General features: G+C 65.2%; 12 protein-coding genes and 1 pseudogene. 8 read left to right on the plus strand and 5 right to left on the minus strand.

All coding sequences use genetic code 11. The annotated features are described in order from the left end of the window. Nucleotides 1-41: 41 nt before the first annotated feature. The 8 genes and pseudogenes from ABFG95_RS21935 (at nucleotide 42) to ABFG95_RS21970 (ending at nucleotide 6,182) form a co-directional block, all read left to right on the plus strand. On the plus strand, nucleotides 42-779 hold the full coding sequence (locus ABFG95_RS21935) for a 3-ketoacyl-ACP reductase (protein WP_006389399.1): 738 nt from the start codon (nucleotides 42-44) through the stop codon (nucleotides 777-779). A gap of 120 nt (nucleotides 780-899) precedes the next feature. Beyond that, nucleotides 900-1,469 (plus strand): polyhydroxyalkanoate synthesis repressor PhaR, encoded by a 570-nt coding sequence (phaR, locus tag ABFG95_RS21940; RefSeq protein WP_049072291.1) that lies wholly within the window; start codon nucleotides 900-902, stop codon nucleotides 1,467-1,469. A gap of 213 nt (nucleotides 1,470-1,682) precedes the next feature. Beyond that, the gene (locus ABFG95_RS21945; protein ID WP_006389401.1) at nucleotides 1,683-2,219 is read left to right on the plus strand and encodes an iron transporter; all 537 of its coding nucleotides are present in this window, start codon (nucleotides 1,683-1,685) and stop codon (nucleotides 2,217-2,219) included. A gap of 11 nt (nucleotides 2,220-2,230) precedes the next feature. After that, entirely contained in the window at nucleotides 2,231-2,581 is a 351-nt protein-coding gene (locus ABFG95_RS21950) for a cupredoxin domain-containing protein (RefSeq protein WP_278993242.1), read from the plus strand. Between the two features lie 13 nt (nucleotides 2,582-2,594). After that, nucleotides 2,595-3,440: an FTR1 family protein gene (locus ABFG95_RS21955; RefSeq protein WP_049072293.1), complete on the plus strand. Its 846-nt coding sequence runs from the start codon at nucleotides 2,595-2,597 to the stop codon at nucleotides 3,438-3,440. Between the two features lie 48 nt (nucleotides 3,441-3,488). Beyond that, nucleotides 3,489-4,886, plus strand: coding sequence for a 4Fe-4S binding protein (locus ABFG95_RS21960; RefSeq protein ID WP_049077546.1), 1,398 nt, complete (start codon nucleotides 3,489-3,491; stop codon nucleotides 4,884-4,886). A gap of 80 nt (nucleotides 4,887-4,966) precedes the next feature. Continuing rightward, a pseudogene (locus ABFG95_RS21965) lies at nucleotides 4,967-5,143 on the plus strand (IS256 family transposase); the annotation flags it as partial. A gap of 166 nt (nucleotides 5,144-5,309) precedes the next feature. After that, nucleotides 5,310-6,182 carry a PhzF family phenazine biosynthesis protein gene (locus tag ABFG95_RS21970; RefSeq protein WP_348996057.1) on the plus strand — a complete coding sequence of 291 codons (873 nt, stop codon included), beginning with the start codon at nucleotides 5,310-5,312 and terminating at the stop codon, nucleotides 6,180-6,182. 179 nt (nucleotides 6,183-6,361) lie between these two features. Here the strand turns inward: ABFG95_RS21970 and ABFG95_RS21975 are convergent, their stop codons facing one another. The 5 genes from ABFG95_RS21975 to cphA (ABFG95_RS21995) form a co-directional block, all read right to left on the minus strand. Continuing rightward, nucleotides 6,362-6,700, minus strand: a complete 339-nt coding sequence (locus ABFG95_RS21975) for a BON domain-containing protein (protein ID WP_024068163.1) — start codon at nucleotides 6,698-6,700, stop codon at nucleotides 6,362-6,364. 84 nt (nucleotides 6,701-6,784) lie between these two features. Continuing rightward, nucleotides 6,785-6,949, minus strand: coding sequence for a DUF1328 domain-containing protein (locus tag ABFG95_RS21980; protein ID WP_006389411.1), 165 nt, complete (start codon nucleotides 6,947-6,949; stop codon nucleotides 6,785-6,787). Nucleotides 6,950-6,974: 25 nt separating this feature from the next. After that, entirely contained in the window at nucleotides 6,975-7,175 is a 201-nt protein-coding gene (locus ABFG95_RS21985; RefSeq protein ID WP_006389412.1) for a CsbD family protein, read from the minus strand. 598 nt (nucleotides 7,176-7,773) lie between these two features. Next, a complete protein-coding gene (cphA, locus tag ABFG95_RS21990; RefSeq protein ID WP_063581201.1) occupies nucleotides 7,774-10,344 on the minus strand; it encodes a cyanophycin synthetase in 2,571 nt (856 codons plus the stop codon). Between the two features lie 59 nt (nucleotides 10,345-10,403). Then, a complete protein-coding gene (gene cphA, locus ABFG95_RS21995; RefSeq protein WP_068979915.1) occupies nucleotides 10,404-13,019 on the minus strand; it encodes a cyanophycin synthetase in 2,616 nt (871 codons plus the stop codon). Nucleotides 13,020-13,198: the final 179 nt, after the last annotated feature.

Raw genomic sequence — 13,198 nt, forward strand, 5'->3', positions numbered from 1 at the left:
GTCAATCAACGAGGCGTCCGTCGCACACAGGAGGAAGTCCAATGAGCGGAAAACTGGCTTACGTTACAGGCGGGATGGGCGGGATCGGCACCTCTATTTGCCAACGCCTGGCCAAGGAAGGCTTTCGCGTCGTGGCAGGCTGCGGCCCGAGCCGCAATTACCAGCAATGGCTGGATGAGCAGGCGGCGCAGGGATATACCTTCCATGCTTCCGTCGGCAATGTGTCCGACTGGGATTCCACCGTGGCCGCGTTCGAGCGCGTCACGGCGGAACTCGGCCCGGTCGACGTGCTGGTCAACAACGCGGGCATCACCCGCGACGGGCTGTTCCGCAAGATGACCGCCGACGATTGGCGCGCGGTCATCGACACCAACCTGAACAGCCTGTTCAACGTAACCAAGCAGGTCATCGACGGCATGGTCGAGCGCCAGTGGGGGCGCATCATCAACATCAGCTCGGTGAACGGGCAGAAGGGCCAGTTCGGCCAGACCAACTACTCCACCGCCAAGGCCGGCATCCACGGCTTCACCATGGCGCTGGCGCAGGAAGTCGCCAGCAAGGGCGTCACCGTCAACACCATCTCGCCCGGCTACATCGGGACCGACATGGTGCGCGCCATCCGTCCGGACGTGCTGGAGAAGATCGTCGCCACCATCCCGGTGCGCCGCCTGGGCACGCCCGAGGAAATCGCGTCGATGACGGCGTGGCTGGCTTCGGATGAATCCGGTTTTTCCACCGGGGCGGATTTCTCGCTCAACGGCGGCCTGCACATGGGCTGACGCCTCGCGGGCCGCCCGGCGGGCGGCCCTTCCGCGCCGCGGTGCCTCGGGGAGACGGCGCCGCGGCATTACACTTCACCCTATTCGAAGTCTTAGAGATCGCCCGATCCGGGGACAACCATGACGCAAGCACAAACCGGCGCCAGCCTGCGCCTGATTAAAAAGTACCCCAACCGTCGTCTGTACGACACCCGGACCAGCACCTACATCACCCTGGCGGATGTCAAGCAACTGGTTCTGGCCAACGAAGAATTCCAGGTGGTCGACGCCAAGAGCGCCGAAGACCTCACGCGCAGCATCCTGCTGCAGATCATTCTTGAAGAAGAAAGCGGCGGCATGCCCATGTTTTCGTCGAACATGCTGTCGCAGATCATCCGTTTCTACGGCCACGCGATGCAGGGCATCATGGGCTCGTACCTGGAAAAGAACATCCAGGCCTTCATGGAGATCCAGCAGCGCATGGCCGAGCAGTCCAAGGGCCTGTATGGCAGCCAGTTCGGTCCCGAAGCCTGGGCCCAGTTCATGAACGTGCAGACGCCGATGCTGCAGAACATGATGAACAACTACATCGACCAGAGCAAAAACCTGTTCGTGCAGATGCAGGACCAGATGCAGGACCAGACGCGCGCCATGTTCTCGAACTTCCCCTTCAACCCCGGGGGCGTGCAAGGCGGCGGACGCAAGTCGTAAAAAGGGGAGCGCGGCATTGCCGCGGATCCCACCTTAGTCAGCCGGCGTGGCATTGCCCGCCGGCTTTTGTTTGGCTTGATGGGACGCAAAAAACAGAGAATTTCAGACTGATGTGATTCAGGGAGATGTCAGATTTTTTCGTTACATTAATGCAAACGGTTCTTGTTTATGTTTTTAGAATCCGTCGTTTCAATCGAGCTTCGAGGATACCCAATGATGAAGAAAGCCTTGGCCCTGGCCATTGTCGCTTTGAGCGTGTCCGCCGCCCAAGCGGCTGAATATCCCATCGGCAAGCCGGTGGAAAAGGGCGGCATGGAGATCGGCGCGGTCTACCTGCAGCCGATCGAAATGGACCCGCCGGGCATGATGCGTCCCGCCAAGGATTCCGACATCCACCTCGAAGCCGACATCCACGCCACGGCCGGCAATCCCACCGGTTTTCCCGAAGGCGAGTGGATGCCCTACCTGGTCGTGAAATACGAAATCCAGAAGGTCGGCAGCCAGAACGTGCAGAAGGGCACCTTCATGCCCATGGTCGCCAATGATGGCCCGCATTATGGCGAGAACATCAAGCTCGAAGGCCCGGGCAAGTACAAGCTGAAGTACACCATCCTGCCGCCGACCGCCGACAAGATGAGCCACTTCGGTCGTCACATCGACAAGGAAACCGGCGTGGGCGACTGGTTCCAGCCGTTCGACCTCGAATATGAATTCGTCTATGCCGGCACCGGCAAGAAGGGCGGCTACTGATCGTGCATAGCATGCGTCCCCTGCGCCGCCTCTGCGTCGCGTTGCTGATCGGCCTGACGGGCATGGCCGGCGCGCCCGCGCAGGCGGACGAACTGCCCACGTTCACGCTGACGTTCAAGCCCAATGGCACGTTTGAACCGGCCACGCTGGAAGTCCCGGCCGGCCGCTTCAAGATCGAACTGATCAACGAAAGCAACGAGCCGGTCGAATTCGAAAGCATTCCGCTGCGCAAGGAAAAAGTCCTGGGCCCCGGGGTCAAGTCGTTCGTGGTCATCACCATCTCGCGTCCGGGCGAGTATCCCTTCTTCGATGACTTTCACCAATCGGTGAAAGGCACGCTGATCGTCAAGCCCAAGGAATAGGCAGCCGCATTTCATGGAACAGGTTCTTTTCATCGTCTGGCGCGAAAGCGTCGAAGCCATGCTGGTGGTGGGCATTCTGTACACCTGGCTGCGCTCGACGCCGGAAGGCAAACGCGGACTGAAGTATCTGTGGGGCGGGGTGGGCGCCGGCCTGGCGCTGGCGATCGCGCTGGCGCTGGTGCTGCTGGGCGTGTCCACCTGGCTCAGCGACGAGGGCCAGGAATGGTTCCAGGCCATCATGTCGCTGGCGGCGTGCGCGCTGGTGGTGCAGATGGTCGTGTGGATGAAAAAGCACGGCCGCACGCTCAAGGGCGAGCTTGAAAGCGGCGCCCGCTCGTCGGTGGCCAACGACAACTGGTGGGGCCTGTTCTTGCTGGTGGCCATCGCGGTGGCCCGCGAAGGCAGCGAAACCGTGGTGTTCCTGTACGGCACAGTGGCGGCGGGCGAAGGCGGCAGCAACATGCTGATGCTGGCGCTGGCCGGCGTGGCGGGTTTCGTGGTGGCCCTGCTGACCTTCTGGCTGCTGCAGCTGGGCGGAAAGCTCATCACCTGGCGCCGTTTTTTCCGCGTCACCGAAATCCTGCTGCTGCTGCTGGCCGGTTCGCTGCTGGTGGGCGGGCTGGATCACCTGATCTCGCTGGACGTGCTGCCGACCATCATCGATCCGGTCTGGGACAGCTCGTGGCTGCTGAGCGACAGCACGGGCGTGGGCAAGATTCTGGCTGATTTCGCTGGCTATCGCGCCCTGCCTGCCCTGATCTCGGTACTGTTGTGGGTTGCTTACTGGATCGTGGTGTGGGCGATGCTGCGCTGGGTGGGCGGCAAGCCCGCTCCGGCGGCGGCGCGCGCCACGTCCTGATCGCGAAAACCGACGCATTCATCGGATTGAATTAATGAAGGTTTGACCATGGCAGCTGCACTCGGGAGGGCAACCTCCCGTATCGCCGACTTTCTCCGAGACCATGCCCCGCTGTTGCGCAAGCTGCAGTGGGGCATTGTTGCGATATACGCTTTCCTCCTGATCGTGCCGGCCATCATGCCGCTGCCGGACAATTCGGCCTCGGTATTCAACAACCTGACCATCGTGGCGCAGTTCGCGTTCTGGGGCGTGTGGTGGCCGTTCGTGCTGGTCTCCATGCCCATTCTGGGACGGGCATGGTGCGGTTGGTTCTGTCCGGAGGGCATGCTCACCGAGTGGGCCAGCGAACGCGGCCAGGGGCATGCCATTCCCAAATGGATGCGCTGGGGCGGCTGGCCCTTCGTGGCCTTCGCGCTGACTACCATCTATGGCCAGTTGGTCAGCGTCTACCAGTATCCGTTGGCGGTGCTCGCCGTGCTGGGCGGCTCCACGGTGGCGGCCATGATCGTCGGCTGGCGCTACGGCCGCAGCAAGCGGGTCTGGTGCAAGTACCTGTGTCCGGTCAATGGCGTGTTCAACCTGCTGGCCAAGCTGGCGCCCTGGCACTTCAAGGTGGACGAGGAAAAGTGGCGTCACCCGGTCATCCGCATCGAACCCATCAACTGTGCGCCGCTGGTGCCCTTGCGACACATGAAGGGCGCCGGCGACTGTCACGTATGCGGCCGTTGCAGCGGCTATCGCGGTGCCATTGCCTTGACGCCGCGCTCGCCCGAGGAAGAAGTCGTCAGCGTCACCGACGGCGAACCCTGGCAGACCGTGCTGCTGTGCTTTGGCCTGATGGGCATCGCCATGGGGGCCTTCCTGTGGAGCGCCAGTCCGTGGTACGTGACCGCCAAGCAATGGGCGGCGACCTGGCTGGTCGAGCACGACATCATGTGGCCGCTGCTGGACAATGCGCCGTGGTTCATCCTGACGCATTATCCGGAAGTGAACGACAGCTTCTCGTGGCTGGATGGCGCGGGCATCCTGATGTTCGTGGTCGGCGCCACCGTGTGCGTGGGCGGCGCCACTTTCCTGTCCTTGTGGATCGCCGACCGGCTGGCGCCGGCGGCCCCGGTGGACGGGCAGCCTGCGGGCGGTTGGTTCCGTCCGGGCCTGCACAAGCTGGCCCAGGGGCTGATTCCTTCGGCCGGCATCGGCGTATTCCTGGGCCTGTCCGCCACCACCATCAACCTGCTCAAGCACGAAGGCGTGCGCGCCGCGTGGGCCACGCCAGTGCGTTTCACGCTGCTGACGCTGGCGGTGCTGTGGACCCTGCGCCTGTTCGCGCGCCTGTTGAACCAGCGTCCGGTCGGCATGGTCAGGAAGACCACCGCATGGCTGGTGCTGGCGGCCGGCCTGGTGCCTTTCTGTTGGTCCTGGGTGCTGTTCTTCGCCATCTGGTAACGCCCGCGAGATAACAAGATCGCAGGCGAAAGCTACGTCCACACGGGTGATGGCGCACGAGCAGCATCTGACGCGTGGTGGTCCTGGCATCAAGAGGCGAGGCCTCTTTCCCGAGGGATCAGGCCGCCATCAAGCTGCTATGGCTGGCGCGACTCAACGTGCTGGCCAAGTCCGCCAGAGCGACCTTCGACTGGAAAGTCGCCATGAACCAGTTTGCTATTCTGTTCGGCGAACGATTTACCGCGGCGCGGGAATAACAACTTTAGAATGCCTCGTCCACAAAAATGCGGACAGGCTCGATGCGTTGGGTAGAAACGTTGGGTAGAAACAGACGATAGACCGTGCAGCACTGGGAGCGCCTCTTGCCCCGCCCATTGCGATAAAGTAATGGCCTTCCTCCCCACGCCAACCTCCCCCCAGCCCATGGCCACCTACGCATTCCGTCTTCTCAACGTCTTCGCCTCCAGCACCTTCACCGGCAACCCCCTCTGTGTATTCGAAGACGCGCGTGGCATGGACGATGCCACCATGCGCGAGCTGGCGGCGCAGTTCAATCTTTCCGAAACCACTTTCATCCTGCCGTCCGACGTGGCCGATGCGCGGGTGCGCATTTTCACGCCTGGCTTCGAGATGGGTTTCGCGGGCCATCCGACCATCGGCACGTCGCAGGTGGTGCGCGACCTGCTCAAGCGCGGCGATGCGTTGACGCTGGAATTCAAGGCCGGCGTCGTGCCGGTCACCGCGCAGGGTGACGCCTGGACTTTCACCGCGCCTTGCCCGAATGGCGTGCGCACGGCGGCGCCGACGCTGCCGGCCGCTGATATTGCCGCACTGATGGGGCTGGACCTGGATGACTTGGCGGATGATCCCCTCTGGGTGGATACGGGCGCGGACCAGCTACTGGTGCCGCTCAAGAACGTCGACGCGTTGCGGCGCGCGAATCCGGATGCCTCGCGGCTGGATCGCTGGCAGGCCAACAGCCTGGGGCGCAAGGTCTGCTATCTGTTCGCCTTCGAGCCGAACCGCCAGCAGGACGGGCGCGATGTCGTGGTGACGCGTTATTTCTACGCCAAGCCCGGCGGCGGGGTGCAGGAAGATGCCGGGACCGGATCGGCCTGCGCCAACCTGGGCGGCTGGCTGCGGCATCGGCAGCATGCGCTGCCCGCCAGTTTCCTGGTGGAGCAGGGCGACCAGATGGGCCGTCCTTGCCGGTTGCTGCTGGATGTGCAGGCCGATGGCCGCATCCAGGTGGGCGGCCGCGCGCTGGAGATCGGGCGCGGCACGGTGGACGTCTGAGTGTGCGCGCGGGTCCGGCATGACCGGGCTGTGCCTGTCACGCGGGCCGCGGCGCCGCTGGCGGCAAAGCGGTCTGGTGCGGACTTTGGACTGTCGGCCTCCCGCGCGCAATGAAAAACGGCGCCTGTGTGTGAGCACAGGCGCCGTTTTTCATTGCATGGCCATCAAGGCCCGGCGGGTTACTTCTTGTTCTTGGCCGGGTCGACCTTGATGTTGTTCATCACCTGCTTCACGCCCTCGACACCGCGGGCGACGGTGGCGGCGTGGTCGGCTTCGGCGGCGGTGCCGACGGTGCCGGTCAGCTTGGCCACGCCATCGGTGGTTTCAACGGCGATGTCCAGCGCGCTCAGTTGCTTGTCGGCCACAAAGGCGGCCTTGACCTTGGTGGTCACGGTCGCGTCGGAGGCGTATTCGCCCACGGATTGCTTGGGCTTGCCGTCATTGGCGGCAAAGGCCATGGAAGTGAAGACAGCGCCCGTACCCAGTGCGGCGGCGGCGATCAGCTTGCGAAATTCCATAGTTGTGCTCCTTGTGTATGTGGTTTTCAGCGCGTTCAGGACGCAACGGCTAAGCGAAAGTTCTTTGGGTGCGATGTTCTTCTTCTATTTCTTGCGGAATGCGCCGCCCAGAATGGACAGCAGCGCCAGAACCAGGAAGACGAAGAACAGGATCTTGGCGATGCCCGCGGCGCCGGCGGCGATGCCGCCGAAGCCCAGGACCGCCGCGATGATCGCAATGACGAAGAAAACTACGGCGTAGTGCAACATGTCGGCTTCTCCTGGTGGCTCGGGATCAGGGGTTGCGATCGAAGAAATCGCGCACTTCCTTTTCCGCCTGTTCCTTGGTCTTGCCGTAGCGCTCCTGGATCAGGCCAGCGAGGCGTTCGGCGTTGCCTTCGGTACGGGTCAACTCGTCGTCGGTGAGTTCACCCCAGGCCGCCTTGGCCTTACCGGTCAGTTGCTTCCACTTGCCAGCGATGATGTCGTTATTCATGGTGACCTCTCTTCTGTGGGGCGAATGCCGGGGCTTATGGCCGATAAGCTTGTGCATTCGCGGTTGAGTTGGACACTGATCAGCTTGGGTTCAAGGTACAGGGCGGCCGCGAGCCCTGTCAAAGGACGCTGTGGGTAAATGTAACTGCCGGGGACGGGGCAAATCGCGCGTCCTTCGACGAGGGGTAGCGCAGGCGTACCAAGAGCGGGAGTTACATCTGAGCAACGTATTGAGGCGTTTTGAGCGGGGCTGGTAACGGGACCTATACGCGTTTGGCGAGGCGGATCGTGAAGCCGTGCCGCGCATCGCGCCGCTGGTTGCGTGGCGGGCGCAACGGTATAGTCGAGGCACGTGCCGGCCATGGTCTCGTGGCCGGCGCGGCCAGGCGATTTCACTCAAAGGACAGGCATGACGCAACGATTCCTCGGCACGATCCTGCTGGCGCTGGCGTTGGTGGCCGCGCAGGGATGCACGCACGTGACGGACCGCTACCAGGCAGCCGCGCCGGACGCCCCGGCCCACGGCTAGGCGTTATCGGCGGGCAGAAAAAAACGGGGAGCTTGCGCGCCCCGTTTTCACATTCGAGCCGCTGACGGACTCAGGCTTCGCGGATGCGTTGGGCGATGTGTTCCAGCGCCTCTTCCACCTGGTCGACCAGGATCAGGCAGAGATCGCCCGCATTCAGGCGCGCCAATGCCTTGTCGATCGCCAGGAATTCGCCGTGGATCTCTTCGATGTGGCGAGCGCGGCTGGCGTTGACCAGGCCTTGCTGCAGCAGCGCCAGCACTTCGCCGTCGGCGCGGCCGCGCTGGCATTGGTCCTGGTACAGCAGCACGTCGTCGAAGGCCTCGCCGAGGATCTCGGTCTGCATGCGGATGTCTTCATCGCGCCGGTCGCCGGCGCCGCTGATGACCACCGAGCGGCGCTTGGCGGGCATGGCATCGACCGCGCGCACCAGGGCCTGGATGGCATCGGGGTTGTGGCCGTAGTCCGCGATCACGGTGGCGCCGCGGTAGTCGAACACGTTGAAGCGGCCGGGCGCGGTCTGGGCGTCGTTGACGAAAGTCGCCAGGGCCCGGCGGACGATGCTCCAGTCCAGGTTCAGCGCCCAGGCCGCGGCGATCGAGGCCATGGCGTTTTCGACCTGGAAGACGATGGTGCCATTGCGCGTGAGCGGAATCTCGGCCAGCGGGAACCGGGTTTCCTCGCTGCCCTGGGCCGCGACGATGGCGTCGCCATCACGATAGACCACGCGCAGGCCCTGGGCCCGGTGCGTCGCCATGATCGGATGGTTGCGATCCTCGGCGAAGTAGGTGACTGAACCGGGGCAGCTGGAGGCCATCTCCGCCACGATGGGGTCGGCGGCGTTGAGCACGGCGGTGCCGCTCGGATGCACGTGTTGCACGATGACGCGCTTGACCACGGCCAGGTCCTCGACGGTGCTGATGTAGCCCAGGCCGAGGTGGTCGCCCATGCCGATGTTGGTGACGATGGCGACGTTGCAGCGATCGAAGGCGAGGCCTTCGCGCAGGATGCCGCCCCGCGCGGTTTCGAACACCGCCGCATCGACGTCCGGATGCATCAGCACGCTGCGGGCGCTGCGCGGGCCGCTGCAGTCGCCGGTGTCGATGCGCAGGTTGTCGACGTAGACGCCGTCGGAGTTGGTCATGCCGACGCGGTTGCCGGCCACGCCGAGGATATGGGCGGTCAGGCGCACGGTGGTGGTCTTGCCGTTGGTGCCGGCCACCGCCACCAGCGGAATGCGGCCGTCCTCGCCGTCGGCGAACATGTTGGCGATGATGGCTTCGCCCACGGCGCGGCCCTTGCCGAACGAGGGGTTCAGGTGCATGCGCAGGCCGGGCGCGGCGTTGACTTCGACCACGCCGCCGTTCTGCTCTTCGAGCGGGTAGTGCACGCTTTCGGCCACCACGTCTACGCCGCAGATGTCCAGGCCGATCATGCGCGCGGCCGAAACGGCGCGCGCCGCCATCTCCGGATGGACCTCGTCCGTGACGTCCGTTGCCGATCCGCCCGTGCTGAGGTTGGCGTTGTTGCGCAGGAAGATCAGGGTGCCCGGCGCGGGCACGGACTCGGCATCGAAGCCTTGTTTTTTCAGCGTCGCGAGCGCGATGTCGTCGAAGCGGATCTTGGTCAGCGAGGTGGCGTGGCCATCGCCCCGCAGCGGGTCGGCGTTGACCTGCTCGACCAGCTGGCGGATGGTGTGCACGCCGTCGCCGGTGACCTGCGGCGGATCGCGGCGCGAGGCCGCGACCAGCGCGCCGCCTACCACCAGCAGGCGGAAGTCGTGGCCGGGAATGTAGCGCTCGACGATGACTTCGGAACTGATTTCCTCGGCCACTTCAAAAGCCTGGATCACGCGTTCACGCGTCTCGATATTGACCGCCACCCCGCGGCCCTGGCTGCCATCGCGCGGCTTGACCACGACCGGGCCGCCCAGTTCCTGGGCCGCGGCCCAGGCGTCTTCGGCGGTGGTGACCGAGCGGCCCAGCGGCACCGGCACGCCGGCGGCGTCCAGCAGCATCTTGGTCAGGTCCTTGTCCTGCGCGATCGATTCGGAGATGGCGCTGGTCAGGTCGGTCTCGGCGGCCTGGATGCGGCGCTGCTTGCTGCCCCAGCCGAACTGCACCATGCTGCCTTGTGTCAGGCGGCGGTACGGGATGTTGCGGGCGGTGGCGGCATTGACGATGGCGCCGGTGCTGGGGCCCAGGCGCACGTCTTCGTCCAGTTCGCGCAGGCGCTTGAGGGCGTCGGCCAGGTCGAAGGGCGTGTCGTCCAGCGCGGCCTGCACCAGCTGCTGCGCCAGATCCATGGCGAGACGGCCGACTTCTTCTTCGCTGTATTCCACCACCACCTGGAACACGCCGGGTTCGATGGTGGACGAGGCGCGGCCGAAGGTGACGGGGCAGCCGGCGTAGGCCTGCAGCGTCAACGCGACGATCTGCAGCACGTGCGCGATGGACACCGCGCCCTGGTGGCCCTCGGGGCGCAGCAGGCCGGTCTGGGGCAGGCGCGCGCGCAGGCGGGCTTCAAAGTCGGGCAGGTTGTCGATCGAGCATTCGGCGTCGGCGCACGACACGATGGCTTCGATCGCGGTGTTCTTGCTCCACAGATTGGGGCCGCGCAGCGCTCGGATACGGGAAACTTCCATGGCAGGTATTCCTGTCTAGCTTAGGCGCGCCGCGGCGATGAGCGCGGCGCGCGGTGATGTCAGTGTTGCTGGATCCAGCGGCGGACGAGATCGATGGTGGGGCCGGAAAATGCTTCGTCGGATTGCAGCAGCACGAAGTCGCCCGCGGCGATGCCGGACAGCTGGCTCTCGATGGCCTTGCCGTGGTCTGGCTCGTCGATGATCTGCTTGACGCGGCTGCCTTGCTCCAGCCCCCGGCGCAGCAGCGCGCGCGCCTGGCCGGCGGGACGCTTGCTGGTGACGGTGGTGTCGTCGTAGAGCACGACGCGGTCGAAGGCGTCGCCCAGCAGCTTGCCCTGTTCGATCAGGTCCACGTCGCGGCGGTCGGCGCCGGCCGAATAGACGGCGGCGCGGGTGGTCGACGGGAACTGGTCGATGGCGGTGATCAGCGGACGCAGCGCGGAGGCGTTGTGGACGTCGTCCACCACCACGGTGCTGCCGTTGCGTTCGAACAGCGTGAACTGCCAGGGCGCGTCGGCCTGGTCGATGTCGAAGGTCTCGATGCCGGCGCGGATCAGCTCGACGGGGATGTCGAGCGCCCAGGCGGCGCCGACCGCGGCCAGCACGTTCTCGACCTGGAAGGCGACGCGGCCGCCATGCGTCAGCGGGATCGCGGCGACGTCGGCCAGGCGTTCTTCGTGCGCGCCCCGCGCCAGCACGATGGCGCCGTCGCGCACGAACACCGCGCGGCCCTCCTGTTGCAGGTGGGCGGTGATGGCGGGCAGGGCGGGATCGATGCCGAAGAAGATCACGGCGCCGTCGGACAGCTCGGCCATTTCGACCACGCGCGGGTCGCGCGCATTGAGCACGGCGGCGCCGGTCGGCAGCACCACGTCGACCTGGGTGCGGAACACATTGAACATGCGCTCCGTTTCGTTGATGTCGAAATCGCCGAGGTGGTCGGCGTCGTCGATGTTGGTGACCACGCCGACCTGGCAGCGGTCGTAGGCCAGGCCCTGGCCGAGGATGACGCCGCTGTCGTTCTCGATGACGGCGGCGTCGACGTTGCGGTTCATCAGCACGCGAGTGCCGGACGCGAAATCGGCGCGGTCGCCCTTCTGCACCAGGCGGCGGTCGAGGTACAGGCCTTCGCTGCAGGCCAGGCCGGTGCGCTTGCCGGACAGGTGCAGCAGGCGCGCCACCAGGCGCGCGACCACGGTCTTGCCGTTGGTGCCGGTGACGCCGACGATCGGGATGCGGCCGGCATCGCCTTCGGGGAACAGGTGGTCGACAATGGCGCGGCCGACCGGGCGCGGGGTGCCGTCGGCAGGCTTGAGGTGCATCAGCAGGCCGGGGCCGGCATTGACCTCGACAATGGCGCCGCGCTGTTCGTCCAGCGGTCGCGAAATGTCCTCGGCCACCAGGTCGACACCGGCAATGTCCAGGCCGACGATGCGGGCGGCCAGGGTGACCGTGGCGGCGACGCTGGGATGCACGCGGTCGGTGACGTCGAAGGCGACGTTGCCGCTGCGCTGCACCAGCACGCGCTGGCCGTCGGCCGGCACGCTGTCTTCCGACAGGCCCTGGCGGGCGATCTCGAGGCGCGCGGCCGAATCCAGCCGCACCGGATTGAGCGGATGGTTTTCGGTGCGGCCGCGGCGCGGGTCGGTGTTGATCTGGCTGTCGATCAGTTCGGTGATGGTGGACTTGCCGTCGCCCGTGACCCAGGCCGGCTCGCCGGCGGCGGCGGCCACCATGCGGTTGCCGACCACCAGCAGGCGGTGTTCGTTGCCGAGCACGAAGCGCTCGACGATGACGCCGCTGCCTTCGTCGACCGCGACGCGGTAGGCGGAAACCACTTCCTCGCGCGTGGTCAGGTTGGTGAATACGCCGCGGCCGTGGTTGCCGTCATACGGCTTGACCACCACCGGCAGGCCGATGTCCTCGGCGGCCGACCAGGCGTCGTCCTCGCTGTCGACCAGACGGCCTTCCGGCACCGGCACGCCGCAGGTCGAGAGCAGTTCCTTGGTCAGGTCCTTGTCGCGCGAAATGCCTTCCGCGATGGCGCTGGTGCGGTCGGTCTCGGCCGTCCAGATGCGGCGCTGGCGCGAGCCGTAGCCGAACTGCACCAGGTTGCCTTCGAACAGGCGGATGTAGGGGATGTCGCGGTCATCGGCGGCATCGACGATGCAGGCGGTGCTGGGGCCCAGGCAGTGCTTGTCGACCAGCCGGCGCAGGCGCGCCACGGCGGCGTCGACGTCGAACGGACGGTCTTCGATCGCGGCCATCACCAGGTCGCGGCCTTCGTTCAGGGCGGTGCGGGTGACCTGTTCCTGCCAGGCGCGCACGACGACTTTATACACGCCGCGGGTGGAGGTTTCACGGGCCTTGCCGAAGCCGCCGCGCAGGCCGGCCAGGTTCTGCAGCTCAAGGGTGACATGTTCGAGAATGTGGCCGGGCCAGGTGCCTTCCTTGACGCGGGACAGGAAGCCGCCGCGCACGCCCGGGCTGCAGCGGTGCTCGATCAGGGTCGGCAGCCAGGCAGTCAGCCGTTCGTAGAAGCCGGGGATCGTGTTGGAGGGGTAGTCCTCCAGCTCGCCGATATCCACCCACGCCTCAAGTACCGGACGGTACGTCCAAATGTTCGGGCCGCGCAAAGCCACGACATCGAGGAATTCAATGTCTTTCTTTTTCATGTTTTAATTTACTTGAGAAGCAGGTTGGCACGCGCGGACGCCCCTATGCAAGACCGCGAATTTATTGGGGTTGCGCCTTAAGAATAATGCCAACGAGTGGGGGATCCCAGATATTCCTAATTAGAAAAATCGGCTGATACTATACGACGCCTTCAAAGGCGTGAACTCGTTGTGTTGTA

Origin of the sequence: Achromobacter sp. HNDS-1, assembly GCF_040084795.1 — a bacterium.
GTDB lineage: Bacteria > Pseudomonadota > Gammaproteobacteria > Burkholderiales > Burkholderiaceae_B > Achromobacter > Achromobacter ruhlandii.

Excerpts from the sequence above, each read along its gene's own strand:
- cphA (WP_063581201.1), bottom strand. The coding sequence starts at position 10,344 with ATGGAAGTTTCCCGTATCCGAGCGCTGCGCGGCCCCAATCTGTGGAGC.
- ABFG95_RS21985 (WP_006389412.1), bottom strand. The coding sequence starts at position 7,175 with ATGAATAACGACATCATCGCTGGCAAGTGGAAGCAACTGACCGGTAAG.
- ABFG95_RS21955 (WP_049072293.1), top strand. The coding sequence starts at position 2,595 with ATGGAACAGGTTCTTTTCATCGTCTGGCGCGAAAGCGTCGAAGCCATG.
- ABFG95_RS21970 (WP_348996057.1), top strand. The coding sequence starts at position 5,310 with ATGGCCACCTACGCATTCCGTCTTCTCAACGTCTTCGCCTCCAGCACC.
- ABFG95_RS21950 (WP_278993242.1), top strand. The coding sequence starts at position 2,231 with ATGCGTCCCCTGCGCCGCCTCTGCGTCGCGTTGCTGATCGGCCTGACG.
- ABFG95_RS21975 (WP_024068163.1), bottom strand. The coding sequence starts at position 6,700 with ATGGAATTTCGCAAGCTGATCGCCGCCGCCGCACTGGGTACGGGCGCT.
- phaR (WP_049072291.1), top strand. The coding sequence starts at position 900 with ATGACGCAAGCACAAACCGGCGCCAGCCTGCGCCTGATTAAAAAGTAC.
- ABFG95_RS21935 (WP_006389399.1), top strand. The coding sequence starts at position 42 with ATGAGCGGAAAACTGGCTTACGTTACAGGCGGGATGGGCGGGATCGGC.
- ABFG95_RS21945 (WP_006389401.1), top strand. The coding sequence starts at position 1,683 with ATGATGAAGAAAGCCTTGGCCCTGGCCATTGTCGCTTTGAGCGTGTCC.
- cphA (WP_068979915.1), bottom strand. The coding sequence starts at position 13,019 with ATGAAAAAGAAAGACATTGAATTCCTCGATGTCGTGGCTTTGCGCGGC.
- ABFG95_RS21980 (WP_006389411.1), bottom strand. The coding sequence starts at position 6,949 with ATGTTGCACTACGCCGTAGTTTTCTTCGTCATTGCGATCATCGCGGCG.
- ABFG95_RS21960 (WP_049077546.1), top strand. The coding sequence starts at position 3,489 with ATGGCAGCTGCACTCGGGAGGGCAACCTCCCGTATCGCCGACTTTCTC.